Origin of the sequence: Algibacillus agarilyticus (assembly GCF_003286125.1) — a bacterium.
Taxonomy (GTDB): domain Bacteria; phylum Pseudomonadota; class Gammaproteobacteria; order Enterobacterales; family Alteromonadaceae; genus Algibacillus; species Algibacillus agarilyticus.
The window spans coordinates 78811-92536 of record NZ_QMED01000014.1; the positions used below are offsets into that span (position 1 = coordinate 78811).

Annotated in this window: 11 protein-coding genes; 5 read left to right on the plus strand and 6 right to left on the minus strand. The window is 40.6% G+C overall.

Annotated elements, in window-relative coordinates; genetic code table 11:
* Positions 1–237: 237 nt before the first annotated feature.
* From DPX34_RS12280 to DPX34_RS12305, 6 genes are all read right to left on the minus strand, one after another.
* Positions 238–624, minus strand: a complete 387-nt coding sequence (locus tag DPX34_RS12280; protein WP_111978723.1) for a hypothetical protein — start codon at positions 622–624, stop codon at positions 238–240.
* Positions 625–638: 14 nt separating this feature from the next.
* Complete coding sequence (locus DPX34_RS12285) at positions 639–1028, minus strand: hypothetical protein (RefSeq protein WP_232824722.1); 390 nt, start codon at positions 1026–1028, stop codon at positions 639–641.
* A gap of 301 nt (positions 1029–1329) precedes the next feature.
* Positions 1330–2346, minus strand: a complete 1017-nt coding sequence (locus DPX34_RS12290; RefSeq protein ID WP_111978724.1) for an extracellular solute-binding protein — start codon at positions 2344–2346, stop codon at positions 1330–1332.
* Positions 2347–2357: 11 nt separating this feature from the next.
* Complete coding sequence (locus DPX34_RS12295; protein WP_111978725.1) at positions 2358–4622, minus strand: carbohydrate binding family 9 domain-containing protein; 2265 nt, start codon at positions 4620–4622, stop codon at positions 2358–2360.
* A gap of 205 nt (positions 4623–4827) precedes the next feature.
* The gene (locus DPX34_RS12300) at positions 4828–5958 is read right to left on the minus strand and encodes a glycoside hydrolase family 88/105 protein (RefSeq protein ID WP_198673699.1); all 1131 of its coding nucleotides are present in this window, start codon (positions 5956–5958) and stop codon (positions 4828–4830) included.
* 189 nt (positions 5959–6147) lie between these two features.
* Positions 6148–7191 (minus strand): Ldh family oxidoreductase, encoded by a 1044-nt coding sequence (locus DPX34_RS12305; RefSeq protein WP_111978726.1) that lies wholly within the window; start codon positions 7189–7191, stop codon positions 6148–6150.
* Positions 7192–7874: 683 nt separating this feature from the next.
* Between DPX34_RS12305 and DPX34_RS12310 the strand changes: the two genes are divergently transcribed.
* From DPX34_RS12310 to DPX34_RS12330, 5 genes are all read left to right on the plus strand, one after another.
* Positions 7875–10214 carry a DUF1549 and DUF1553 domain-containing protein gene (locus tag DPX34_RS12310; RefSeq protein ID WP_111978727.1) on the plus strand — a complete coding sequence of 780 codons (2340 nt, stop codon included), beginning with the start codon at positions 7875–7877 and terminating at the stop codon, positions 10212–10214.
* A gap of 96 nt (positions 10215–10310) precedes the next feature.
* Entirely contained in the window at positions 10311–11759 is a 1449-nt protein-coding gene (locus DPX34_RS12315; protein WP_111978728.1) for a DUF1501 domain-containing protein, read from the plus strand.
* Between the two features lie 19 nt (positions 11760–11778).
* Positions 11779–12204: a hypothetical protein gene (locus DPX34_RS12320; RefSeq protein WP_111978729.1), complete on the plus strand. Its 426-nt coding sequence runs from the start codon at positions 11779–11781 to the stop codon at positions 12202–12204.
* A 197-nt stretch (positions 12205–12401) separates the two neighbouring features.
* The gene (locus DPX34_RS12325) at positions 12402–12893 is read left to right on the plus strand and encodes a c-type cytochrome (protein ID WP_111978730.1); all 492 of its coding nucleotides are present in this window, start codon (positions 12402–12404) and stop codon (positions 12891–12893) included.
* Positions 12866–13624, plus strand: coding sequence for a cytochrome b/b6 domain-containing protein (locus tag DPX34_RS12330; RefSeq protein WP_198673700.1), 759 nt, complete (start codon positions 12866–12868; stop codon positions 13622–13624). Before DPX34_RS12325 ends, DPX34_RS12330 begins: the two co-directional genes overlap by 28 nt.
* Positions 13625–13726: the final 102 nt, after the last annotated feature.

Sequence of the window (13726 nt, forward strand, 5' to 3'; positions counted from 1 at the left end):
CATCCATTTTTCTTGATTGCTCATAGTTTGAGAGATTTAATTAAATTGGGAAGTAACGCGACAGCCATCTATGGGTATATTGCACTGGTTAATGCAATCCATTGCTTGCCTGTGTTGGAAGCAAAAGCATTAAGTTTTTCAATTAGCGAAAACTATCGAGCACAGCCTTTCTAAGAAAAAGAAGTATCAAAGCGATCTTGGCTATATTGTGTTTGATAAATGAGTGAGTTGATCGTGTTATTTATTCACTTTGATGGCTTTAAATAAGCGCAAATTACGTTTGATTGATGAAGTTAGCTGATCGGCATCAATGTTATTAGGAGATCGCGATGCATGAAAATATGCATTTTCAGGAGTGGCTATTTTCATCATTGCAGATGTTCTACATTTTAGGTTGCTAAATCTTAAATTAGCTAAGAGAGTGCGGCGGGGGGGGGCGTAGTAGCGTTTTACCGATTTTAGTTTGGCTATGCGTTTTATGTTTACGTGTTGACTATATGTACGCATTCTTTGTTCTGCGCCTAGGCTAAAACCAAATTGGTCTTCAATATGGTTTGAATACTCAAGCCTGTTATCGACTGTTATGTTCAGTCGTTTTAATATTTCTGGTGTGTTGTCATTCATTTTTCCGCGTTTATTTATGCCTGTCCGGTATGGTATCGATGACGCTTATAAAGCCATTGGGTTAATTTACCCGGGAATGCTTTCGCTGGTGCGTCATCAAGTTTATCGGTTTCGATAAATTCAATACCAGCTTCGGTGGTGTTCGAAAAGATTACCTCAAGCGTCTCACATTCAGCCAACGCCATGTACTTATCAAATTCCTTGTAAACGAGGATTTCTTCGTTAATGCATTCAATAATATCTACTTGTTCCGTCGTTTCACCTTGCTCATTAATCCCCCGAACAATTGTCGTATACAGGTCACTTGGGGTATTTAACAAGGGGATAGCGTCGTAATCGATTGGACGGATCACGCTAATACCGGCGTTTAAATCTGTGGTTTTATTAAGATGGTTAATTTGCAAACGATAAATGCGCGTAAAAATTACCCTCACCAAACTGCATGATTTTAGTTGGGTGTTGTTGAGTTTCAAAACTCTGTCTATTGAGCTGTTTCATTTGCCACCAAGTTTAACTAACTAAGGATTACTAATAATGATTATGCACTATAATTAAATGCTACCGGTGCCATTGTGTTGTCCTGTTTAGACACATATGGACAAAAAACACTAGGTGTGAAGTGTATATCGAATTGTAAAGTGGGTTGAGGCTTTAATGTCACCATGAAAACGAAATAAGGTATTCTGCTTTCATGGTGTTTTGAACTTAAAGATCGAACTTAATCTCATCGACCAGTTTTAACGCTTGTTTTTGATATTTAGCTATTGTGGTAAGTGGTAAGGTCTCAGATTTGAATTCTCCCCAAGATGCGACTAAAGGGGATAGTGGAACACCTGTTTTGACAGGGTATTCCATATTCCATGTTGCATACAACTCCTGAGCTTCAGATGTTGTTAAGTATTCGACGAGTTTAAGCGCACTTTCGCTATTTGGCGCATACCTAGTAATTGCAATACCGCTAACATTGATATGAGCGCCGCGATCCGCTTGGTTAGGAAAGTTGATATTAACGGCTTGAGCCCACGCTTTTTGATGCTGGTCTTTCATCATCATGCCATAGTAGTAGCTGTTCCCTAACGAAATATCGCAGAGACCTTCTTTTATCGCTTTTACTTGTGCTCTCTCATTACCTTGTGGTCGCCTGGCTAGATTTTGCTTGACGCCACTTAGCCAATCTTTGGTTTTTTTAGATCCCGAATGAGCAATCATTGAGGCAATTAATCCTAAGTTGTAAGAGTGCTTGCCGCTAATGGTGCAGACTTTACCTTTATATTTTGCATCAGCTAAATCTTCATATCTGATCGTGTGATTACTCATTAACGTTTTAGCGGTATAGATACTGCGTACGCGTTTAGTTAAAGCAATCCAGTGTTCGTCGGGATCTCGATATATGTGAGGTATATTTTGTCGCACGGCTTCACTGTCTATTAGTCTGGTTAAAGCCCTATCTTTAAGCTGCAATAATGTTGCAAAGTTAGAGGTTAGAACAATGTCGGCTTTGGTGTACTTGTCTTCTCTTTCTAAGCGTTCTATTAGCCCTTTTTTTGCAAAAACAATATTGGTTTTTATACCTGTTTGTTGAGTAAATTTATCTAATATAGGTTCAATTAAAAAAGGCTGCCTGTATGAGTAAATATTAAGGCTTTGTTCTGTTGTTGCCCAAGATAGCTGACTGAGTGCCAGCGTTGTTATTAATAGTATCGAGTTAAATATAGATTTCATGTTTTGCTCTTTTACATTTGGAGTGCGTAGCTAAATTTAGCGAAAAGGTTTCGTTTATTTTGTTCTAGTCCCGACATATCTTTTTCTTGAAACGCGTTGTTTGAATAGCCAATGTAAAAGAGTGTCTGGGGGTTTACTTTGTAGGTGTATACAAGCTGTGATGAGAATGATTTATAGTTGGAGTCTATTGTAGATCCCGTTACTACGTAATTTTCAGGGTTGCGGTTTATGTCAGTATATTGCACTACCAATTTTGCGAGGCTTCTTATACTAAACTTATAAGTGAACCGCATATCTGTTAAGTTTGCGCTATACAGCTCGCCTGCATCAATATTGAGCTGGCTAAAATTGTGAGATAACTTAAGGTTTAGGTGTTCGTTTATATCCCAATAAACAGCAGGTTCTGCTTGAGTTATTTTACCTAGCTGGATATTGGTAAAGTCTACCTGACTACCGTATTTTGCGTTCAGATTTAGCTCTAGACCAGAACCCGAGATAAACTTGGCTTCTGTACTTAATTGAATCTCTTCAAAGTTAGTATTTTTATAGACTCTTTCTTTACCAAGCAGCGTTGATTCAACTTTAAATTGTTTGTTGCCGTGTATCCAACCTTTTAGCTCTATATCCTGGGTTAAAAGCTCTCCGTTTCTATCAAAGGATTTACTGACTCCCGTATCGACCCCCCATACTTTGAACAAATCGTGCTTGTGACCAAACCAACGCATTTTACCGCCTGCAAATACTTTTCGGTACCCCACTTGACGATGGAACCCCATATCGGCTCTAAATTCGTTGCCAACATCTGCATAACCCATGCGTAAGCTGTAGTCTCGCAGCTTTCGGTTGTATTGCATTTTAAATGCATGGCCTTGTTGTGCCTTAGCCAGATTATAATCTGCTTCGCCATTAAGGATATTTGGGTTATATAACACCTCGGGGTTGTCTGTATCTGAGTGGCCAGCTTGGTAGCTAATGCTGTCCACTTTTGTTAGCCAGTGGCTACCGTCAAGTGACAGCATCGTATTGCTATAATTTGTTGCTTGTCGATGGGTCATTAAAACCCCGATTGTACTTCTGTTGCCAATATCTTGCTTATAGCGAGCAATTAAATTGTCAGATTTACTATTAAGGCTAACGATATTGGAACTCTGGGTATCCGGGATAACAAAGTTGGTGGTGTGATCATTGGTTAGCATAACACCAAAACTATGCTTGCCCGTTTTACCTGTTAGCTTTAGCCCATAGTCGGGAGAGTCTATGTTTTTGGTATGGACAAACTTGAAACGTTCAGCAAAAAAGTATGAAGCGCCATCGAGGAAAAACGGCCGCTTTTCTTTTATAAAAAGTGAAAATGTGTTGTTGATATCCAGTTGACTGGCATCGGCTTCTACTTGAGAAAAATCTGGATTGAGTGTTGCATTGAAGACAATATCTTTAGTTATTCCCCAACGCACATCCAAGCCAGCATCAGACTTCAACTCTCCCTCTTGCCAATCGGTGCCTGGTTCCGGTCTTATATCACCGCGAGAAAAAGTTAAGGTTGGTGTTATCTGAAGCGCGTCATCGACTTTTATACTCTCAAAGCCACTTAATTGATCATATTGGCATAAGGTACAGTCTATATTTCTGTTTTTTTGGTAGGTTGCTAGTTCAAACTTACTATCTCTGGGGTAGTTTCGAATACCTGCTATATTCCAGTTTAATTTTCCATTTGCAGAGGGGAACCTTAATGAACTGTATGGTACGCTCATTTCAACCACGTAACCTGAGCTAGTAATGTTTCCAGCACTTTGCCATATTGCATCCCAGCTATCGTCTTCACCCCAAGTGTCAACATCCTTTACTCGGTAGTCGGCTTGAGCACCCAATGGATTGGCTAAAAACATATACCCGCTGCGTTTATCATTGAACGTATCAACGACAATGCCAACCCAATCATCGTTTCCGAGTGCGTCGCGGTCTCTTAATGATGCTCTAATGTTTTGGGGGGCTGGGTCCAGTGCTTTAAATGCGATATTTAAATGGGTTTGATTTTCATAAAAGTAAACTTCGGTGTTAACAGGAGCTGGGCTGCCCTCCGTTGGGCTATTTTCGTACTTTAATTCTAGTTTGGTCGCATTTAGCCAAGCGGGTTCATCCATAATGCCATCCAGATGAATTTCATCTTCATTAAAGGTTAAGTGGTACTTGTGGCTGCTAGCAAAAGATGTTGTCGTGTACATTGTCAAAGAAAGTGCTAGGGTTATAAACGCTTTCGTTTTCGGTAAGGCAAACATAAATATCCTGTTAATTATTATTAGTCTTAGACAGGTCCCGGATCTGAGATACTTTCTTGTGTTAGTGTTGTTCAAACGCTTTGTAGTTGGTTTGTTGTAGCTGTAGAGTTTGTTTTGGGGTTTATTGTCCGCTTAACCTGCAGTAGAAAAGTGCCTAAGTGATTAAACCCCTAGGCACTTTATTATCACTTGTTGGTAAGGGGATTTATTTTTCTAGTTCAACACTCGCAAGTATGAATGCACCTACACCGTGAGGATCATTCGTTCTTACTGCTTCCTGAACATAGTATTCAAAAGAACCTGAGCGATAAGGCGAGTTACCTAAACCAGTACCACCGACGGTATGGGTAAGATGCAGCTCATGATTTAGTTCATCTATTTGAACATACCCATTTATAATGCCGTTATAGGCTTTATGTGCGACTTTGTTATATTTCTTCGGTAAATACCCCAGTCTTACACCTTTCGCCATGGCGTAACTGAACATGGCTGTTCCTGATGTTTCTAGGTAGTTGCCAAAACGTTCACCTTTGTCTGTTACTTGGTACCATAAACCACTTTCGTGTTGGTATTTCTCTAGCACTTTACAAAGGCGTTCGAGAATGGCAACTAATTCGGCTTTGTCTTTATGATCTTCAGGGAATACCTCTAAGGTATCGACTAGTGCCATTGCATACCAGCCAAGTGCTCTTGACCAAACGTGTGGTGATTTACCAGAGTCGTCAGCCCACTTTTGAATGCCACTTTCATCCCAGGCATGTGCTAACAAACCTGTTTCTGGAAGATAGGTTTTTTCTTCTGCTAGTTTAAATTGGTGCGCAATATCATCGTAACTCGCTTGTGGCTCGCTAAAGTACTTAGCGTATATAGCCCAGAAAGTACTGCCCATATAAAGCCCATCTAACCACATTTGATATGGGTAGATCTTCTTATGCCAGAAACCACCAGATTTGGTTCTTGGTTGCCATTCAATTTGGGTACGTAACTTTTTTAATGCTTTTAGGTAACGTTCGTCACGGTATTTCTCATACAACGTAAATAGAAGTTTACCGCCATTTAGCATATCTAAGCTAAATTTGTCGCCTTTTACATTTTTTATATTGCCCTCGGTGTCGACGAGTGTGTCGACATATTCTTTGCCGTATTTCAGGTAAGTCTCATCACCTGTTTTCTGGTAGAGATTTTGGAAAGACATCAACACTAAACCATAAGTGTAGTCCCACTTCGGTGATGAAAGAAGTTTATAATGCATCATTTTCCAAGCTTCAGGGCTTTGTTGCATTATGGTTAGCGCCATGCGCTCTCCCCAGGTTTTATCTGAAGGTATTTGAGACATGCGAGGCTCATTATTGGGCAGGGCGTGGCTTTCTACTGCAATCAGCGGCAGGCATAAACTAGCTGCGATAATTGTCCGCTGCATTACTTTTATAATTGGTTTTATTTTCATCTATATCACCTTTATTGTTGATGAGGTTTATATTCATATAATTGGTTTTATCGTTAACTAAATAAGCGAAACGGTTTGCTAGCTATCACACATTAGGTTTATCCCTATTTTTTGCAGTGCAAATACAGTTTCGGTATGAATGGGAACGTTGAGATTATTACGTTGCTGGGCTTGCCAACCTCTGGAGCCGGGTAAACGAAAAGCGGGTGCGTAATGATTTAATTGCGCAGTAAACTGTGTACTTGCCGATGTGAAGCTATTTAACGAAGTTATTGTAGGTACATGTATAGCAATAAATGTTTTACTTGAATTCGCGTCAACTCCTTTTTGTCCATCTACGCCTAGATCAATACCTGTTCTTCCCTCAGCAAGAATTGCTGTTAAGTATTCAAGCATCACTGCCAGGCTTTCTCCCTTGTACCCGGCCATAGGTAGCACTGCGCCATCCAGTATTTTATTTGGATCTGTGGTTCTATTTCCTTGCTCGTCTATACCCCAATTATCAGGCACTTTTTGCCCATCTCGCTTTGCGGTTACTACTTTACCAACAGACGATTGAGACATGGCCATATCTAATGTGATCGGACATTCGCTATTTTGATCGGGAACAGCAAAACCTATGGGATTATTGCCTAAGATCGCAGAGTGAGCATTGCCAAGTGTCATTGAGGGTAGGGCATTAGTGGCACATAATGCTATACACTCCTGCTTAGCCGCTCTGGCTGCATATGCATGAGCTCTTCCCCAATGAGTGGTATTCCTTGCTACACATAGCCCAATACCGTATTTTTTAGCATTGTTTACGGCTAAATCGATCGCGTACATAGATGAGGCGCGGCCTAAGCCATTATTGCAATCAATAATCGAACAAGCGCCTTGGTTTTTAATTAGTTTAGGTTGTGCTGTTGGCTCTAAGATCTCGGATTGAATACCTTGCGCTATTTGGCTAAGCATTTTTATTCCGTGTGAGGGAACTTCTTGCAGATCGGCCTCAAGTAATACTTGCGTTTCTAGCTCGGCAAAATTTAAGCTCGCCCCCCAATTTTGTAGGGTGTGGCTAACCATAGAGAATACAAAATCATATGAGTAATATTGAATCTCTTTTGTCTCTACATTCGGCATTTCTCGGTCTCAAATTACTAAATTTTTTACATACCTAGTAATTGAGTTTATGAACCAATCTGCTTCTAGGTAGTCGTTTCATTAAGGGTTACGTTCGTTGACTCTATTAACCCCTGCTTAACATTTTATCAATATACACACAAATGCTACCGGTGGCAATTACTCCCCTTACATTTTGATAACTTTTAAGAATTTAAAGTAGATAAATTTGAAATTTAATTGTGTGACTCTCGTTCTTATTGCATATCTCTAACCCCTTGAAATGGCGATGAACAGCGCTCATGATTAAAATGATAAATAACCATATGATAAATATATATTTTTATTTTTTAGTTGGAGGTTGGTTATTTAATTACCTTACAATTAACGTTAATTTAAGATCGCGTATTGTGTTTTGTTTTTATTCGATATAGCATCTAAAAAAGAAAGGGGTTTACTCTTATTTAGATTGCCACCGGTGGCAAAGGTTGGATTGCAAAAGACTGTATTGCCAATTGTCTAGGCTATCGGTATTTAACATAGTGACTTAAAAACGCATGCATGTATGAATCTGTCACGCTCAGAACAACAATAATGTTGTACATAGCTAACATGCATCAGCTGTTAGTTACTTAAAAAGTAAAAACATCTTTAACGCATTGAAATTCTTTAAAAATACAAAAAATCAATAAGGATTAATTAAAATGAATAAATGGCGTTTTGTGATTTCGTTCATAATCGGCTTTGTTTTTTGCTCGCCACCATATTTGGCTAATGCCATTGAGCATACAAAAAGTGCTAAAGCGAAATTGGCATTGGCAAAATTCAAAGCCAGAAAAAATCGAGGTTGGGCTTATAAAAAGGTTAAACAAGTTAGGTTACCCAGTGTCGACGATCAAAGCTGGACGGCTTCAGGTATTGACTACTTTATTCTGAATAAATTAGAAGAGAATAATATATCACCCTCGGAAGATGCGGCTAAAAATCAATTTATCCGCCGTGCCACGTTAGATGCTTGGGGGATGGTACCAACACCCGAAGAAGTCAATGATTTTCAGAGAGATACGTCAGATCAAGCCTACCAAAAGTTAGTCGACAGGCTTTTAGCATCTCCACGCTTTGGTGTCAGACAAGCAAGACGTTGGCTTGATTTAGCACGCTATGCTGATAGTGCGGGTTATGAAAGTGATGATACCAGAGCGAATATGTGGCGCTATCGAGACTATGTGGTCGATGCGTTCAATCGAGATAAGCCATTTGATCAATTTATTCTTGAGCAATTAGCCGGTGATGAGCTCTGGCCCGATAATCAGGAAGCGATGATAGCGACTGGCTTTCTCGCTAGCGCGCCTGATAGTGGTACGTTCCGTGATTTTTTAATGCGAAAGTATGTGTTAGAAACGGACATGACAAACATGGTTGGTGAAACCTTGCTTGCTTCTCGTGTTGGATGTGCAAGATGTCATGACCATAAGTTTGATGATATTAGCCAAAAAGAATACTTTCAGCTGCAATCATTTTTTGTAAACTCGGCATCGCATGAAGAGCTTGTGCTCCAGCCTGGAACAGAAACTCAGTGGGACATCGAATACCAAAAGCAGCAAGTCATATACGATGAAGCAACCTTAGCTATACGTCATCAGCAAACATCTATACTGGATCAAATTCGAGAAGAGGGGTTTGCTTGGCGTCGAGGGCGCTATTTCCCGAATGCCAGAGCATCAATCTATAAGCCGAGAGATGAATGGACGCCGCTCGATCGTTGGGTGAATCAAAGAGCTGACTTTGTCGAGGTCGATGCGCAAATTATGCGTTATTTACGAGCGACTCAAACAGAAGAACATGCAGCATATAAACCCATCTATGCTGGGTTATGGAAAGAATATCAAAAGCTACAAGCCCAGGTCGATGAGTTTAAGCATCTTAAGCCTAAAAGAGGTTCAACATCCTATACGGCAATTTCTGATGTGGGCGCTGAGCCTGGCAAGACCTATATTAGGTACAGTGGCATTCATGAACGACCAACAGTAGCGGTTGAGCCTGCCATTCCGTCACTATGGGACAGCAAAGCTAAGTTAGATATCCAACCAACAGAAAACTCGACCGGACGACGTTCGTCTTTAGCTGAGTGGATCGCAAATAAAAATAATCCCCTTACAGCTCGTGTATTTGTAAATCGCATATGGTCGCACTATTTTGAGTCAGGCATTGCGGCAAATGTGGGTGACTTCGGTAGGGCAGGGTCTCCACCTACTCATCCCAAGCTACTTGATTATTTAGCTTATAATTTTATGGAAAATGGTTGGAGCGTGAAGTCACTTATTCGCGAGATCATGTTATCTCGCACCTACAGACAAGCATCTATTGAAAGGCCAGAATTAAACAGCCTGGATCCGAAAAATCAATTATTGGCGGTTTATCCACGTAAAAGGTTGGATGCCGAACAAGTCCGTGACTCATTGTTATATGTGTCGGGTCAGTTAGATGAAACATATGGCGGGCCTGCGGTTTTTCCTAAAATGCCGGATCATATGGTTAAAGGTAATAAATTCTGGGAGGCTGATGCCCCTGCATCCGATAGTAAACGCCGTAGTATTTATACATTTGTTCGCCGAGGTTTACCTTATGCATTCACGTCAGTATTTGATTCTGCAGCAGCAAATAATCCTCACTTAGAGAGAGACGTTAGTACAACACCTTTACAAGCGCTGGCCGTATTAAACAGTGAAGAAGTCTTTAGCTGGTCGCAGTCTTTAGCCGGTCGCATCATCAATGAAGTCGGTATGGAGGGCAACGACAAGTTTAAACGTTTATATGAAATTCTTTTTTCACGATTGCCCTCGCGCATTGAAATCAAACAACTGAAAAAATTCTTAACTGAGCAAGAATCACTCGTGATTGAAAAAAGTTGGTCTGATCAATTTGCTATTGCGGTTCCTACAGGCGTAGACGCCGTCACTAAGCTCAACCCAATCAAAGCTTCTGCTTTTGTTGATTTAGTGCATGCAATGTCAAACTCAAATGAGTTTATTTATCGATTTTAGACTTGGTTTGTAGATCAAGCTATGGATATTTTTTAAGAGAGCTAATAAATCTCACGTTAGCTTCGAGTTAAACATTACAACAATAAGAGATGGTTTATGAATAAAAATCGCCGAAGTTTTATTAAAAATGGCAGCCTTGGTCTCGGGGCCGCCGCTACATCCGGTTTAATGCCGGGTGTCGGTTTACCGGGAGTGTCGACTGCTTTTGCGTCGGAGTTAGCCGAACCATTAGCGCCGAAACAACCACATTATCCGGGTAAAGTAAAATCAGTCATTTGGTTGCATCAAAATGGCGCGCCTAGCTCAATGGACTTGTTTGACCGTAAACCTATGTTAGAAAAAATGGCTGGCAAACCGATCCCGCCATCGTTTCTCGAGGGTTTAACCGTCGCCACTAAAGGTGGGTTAGGGAACTTATGGGTCGATAAAAATCGAACATGGAAGCAATATGGTGAGAGCGGAGCCTGGTTCTCAGATTTATTGCCTAACCTAGCTAAGCACGCAGATGATATGACGTTCATTAAATCAAGCAAAACCATAGGTGCAACCCACAATATATCGATTATAAAGTTGAATACTGGGGAGCTGACACCAGGTAGGCCATCGCTAGGTGCTTGGGTATCTTATGCCTTGGGGTCGGGTAATCCTGACTTGCCCTCTTACATAGTTATGTATAATCGCAGCCAACCACGAGGAGGCCCTGTTAACTGGAGTTCAGGTTTTTTACCCGCAGCGTATCAGGGCACGACTTTCTTATCGGGCTCTTCACCGATACTTTTCTTGAATAGGCCTGATTTAGTCTCCGCTGCTCAGCAAAAAAACTCGTTAGAGTTGTTAAGAAACCTAGACATTAAAGGTTTAGCACAAAGGCATTCAGATACAGAGCTTCAGGCCAGAATCCGCTCTTATGAGCTAGCCGAAAGAATGCAGTATGCAGCACCTGAAGCAGTAGACCTTGGAAAAGAATCTGAGGCAACGAAAGAAATGTACGGTTTAAATGACTCGACGAGTAAAGGCTATGGTAATTTATTGTTAAGAGCCAGACGTTTGGTGGAGCGCGGTGTTAAGTTCATACACATTGTAAGCGGTAGCCCAGAGGGTGAGACTCAGGTTGTCGATTGGGATGCTCACTCAAATTTACCAAGAAATCACGGAATTATGGCGAAGATGGTCGACAAACCCATCGCAGGCTTATTGACGGATCTAAAAGCTAGAGGTTTATTGGATACAACCTTGGTTGTTTGGGCATCTGAATTTGGTCGTACGCCATGGGGAGAGTCTGGCAATGGGCGAGATCATAACCCATGGGGATATACACAATGGATGGCTGGCGGCGGTCTTAAAAAAGGTTTCAGCTATGGCGAGACTGACGAATTGGGGCTGAAAGTTGCAGATCCAAGCTTTGCGGTTGATACCTATGATATTCACGCCACGGTTTTACACCTACTTGGTTTGGATCATTTACGCACTACTTATGTACACAATGGGCGGGCTGAACGGCCTACGGTTAACTTTGGCAAAATAGTGACAGATATTCTCGCTTAATTGATTTTAGGGTTAAAAAATGAATATAAAAAATCAATTTACCGGCCTGAATAAGGTGATCCGAACAACGACTATCTTAATTAGTTTCTGTTGTGGGTTAGTGTTTAGCAGTTATGCTGAAGACCAAACGCCTGATTTGGGCATTGATATCGATTTAATGAATTTTATGGAAGAGACGAATGATAGTTTAACGTCCAATATATCGTTAATGAACAGGGACGGCGCATTGGAAGATGTTGTTTTGTTGAATGAGCTATTTGTCATGCTAGAGGAGCATTTTGCCGAAATAGGTGATTACCCTGAGGGAGCTCGTTTAGCGAAAAAAAGTACAACTTTGACTGCTCAGTTAAACGACGCTATCACGACTGATAACTATAACAATGCAACAAAGCTAGGCATTGAACTATCGAATGCCTGCAAGTCGTGCCATGAAAAATTTAAGTAAAAAACATTAACTCAATGCCCCGTATGCTGCTAGAGGTAGGGTGCAATTACCACATGATTTAACAATCGAGTCTGATCGTCTCGTTAACATTTTTAATTCTATAACTATGGGCGTTGTTTAGCGCGATTGAACACGCAGTGTTCACCACCACTTTTGTTTAACGATACTGGGATTTAGATTGATGGAGCCAAAAACATATGAACAATAGAAAACGCTCATTACGAGCAGCCAGCGCGACTTTGGCACTGGTCACACTTATTTTTGCTAGTATTACGCAAGCTAAGTCGCAGAGGTCGTTAGCCGGTTTAAACATGATCAAAGAACGGCAGGCCGCATTTGTACTCATCCAAAGTAACTTTAAGTTTTTAGGTGATGTAGCACGCGGTAGAGTTGATGCGACAACAGAGAAGATTGAAGTACATGCTAGTCGTTTAGCTTATTTTAGTAAGCTATTAAATGAATCATTTCACAAAGTGTCTAATTTGGGAGCCCCACATACAAAAACGACAGAAAGAGCGTGGAGTGAGTCACAAGAATTCAATAGTATGATGTCGGATTTTCAACGCAACACTGAGAATTTAGCGTTACTTGCTTCATCGGATAATTTTGATCATAAGTCGTTTCGACGTGCAACTGCACAGGTTGGGAAAGACTGTAAAGCATGCCACAGACAATACAAAGCCAGATAAGCGACAGTTGTGCGGATCCAGAATTAATGAATACTGATATCAAGCTACACATCCAGATTACGGGTGCGACACCTCGCAATATTTTAGTCTGGGATATTCCAGTTAGGGTTATTCATTGGTTGTTAGTCGTCATGATGATAATAGCCTATTCAACCCATCTGTTGGGTTACGATTACTATGAATATCATGTTTGGTCTGGGTATTGCGTATGTGTATTAGTAGCTTTTAGGATTGTTTGGGGGATAGTGGGTACCTATCACGCTAGGTTCATTAACTTTATTAAAGGTCCAAAAAGTACTTATCACTATCTACGAAAGATATCCCACAAAGAAAGTAAGACTTATATGGGACATAATCCTTTAGGCGCATTAATGGTTGTTGCTCTATTGGCTGGGCTTTTAGTCCAATCAATCACGGGATTGTTTGCTAATGACGAAGTATTTAATGTTGGCCCACTCTACCTGTATATTGATGAAGAGTTAAGTTTACAATTGACCTCCCTGCACCGGCTGTTATTTTATTGGATATTTGCCGCGGTAGTGATACACATATTGGCAATATTTTTACATAGAGTGTTAAAAGGCGAGCAGTTGGCCAAAGCCATGCTAACAGGGAAAAAATTGACTTATTTGCATAATGAGTCGAGTATCCCATCTTCTAAACTTAAACTCGCCTTAGCCATTTTATTGGTTATTTTAGTCGGGTTTATTAGCCTTATACAGCTTGCGTAAAAAAGTAATCACTGGGTTAAAGCATTAGGGCAATATTGCCCTAATGCTTTATAAATTGTGTTGGCGCAATTGCTTTATGGGAAAATCGGATTTTAGCAATTG

What these genes read in the sequence shown, in the direction of transcription:
- DPX34_RS12280 (WP_111978723.1), bottom strand. Translation starts at nt 624, where the DNA reads ATGAATGACAACACACCAGAAATATTAAAACGACTGAACATAACAGTC.
- DPX34_RS12290 (WP_111978724.1), bottom strand. Translation starts at nt 2,346, where the DNA reads ATGAAATCTATATTTAACTCGATACTATTAATAACAACGCTGGCACTC.
- DPX34_RS12295 (WP_111978725.1), bottom strand. Translation starts at nt 4,622, where the DNA reads ATGTTTGCCTTACCGAAAACGAAAGCGTTTATAACCCTAGCACTTTCT.
- DPX34_RS12300 (WP_198673699.1), bottom strand. Translation starts at nt 5,958, where the DNA reads ATGTCTCAAATACCTTCAGATAAAACCTGGGGAGAGCGCATGGCGCTA.
- DPX34_RS12305 (WP_111978726.1), bottom strand. Translation starts at nt 7,191, where the DNA reads ATGCCGAATGTAGAGACAAAAGAGATTCAATATTACTCATATGATTTT.
- DPX34_RS12310 (WP_111978727.1), top strand. Translation starts at nt 7,875, where the DNA reads ATGAATAAATGGCGTTTTGTGATTTCGTTCATAATCGGCTTTGTTTTT.
- DPX34_RS12315 (WP_111978728.1), top strand. Translation starts at nt 10,311, where the DNA reads ATGAATAAAAATCGCCGAAGTTTTATTAAAAATGGCAGCCTTGGTCTC.
- DPX34_RS12320 (WP_111978729.1), top strand. Translation starts at nt 11,779, where the DNA reads ATGAATATAAAAAATCAATTTACCGGCCTGAATAAGGTGATCCGAACA.
- DPX34_RS12325 (WP_111978730.1), top strand. Translation starts at nt 12,402, where the DNA reads ATGAACAATAGAAAACGCTCATTACGAGCAGCCAGCGCGACTTTGGCA.
- DPX34_RS12330 (WP_198673700.1), top strand. Translation starts at nt 12,866, where the DNA reads ATGCCACAGACAATACAAAGCCAGATAAGCGACAGTTGTGCGGATCCA.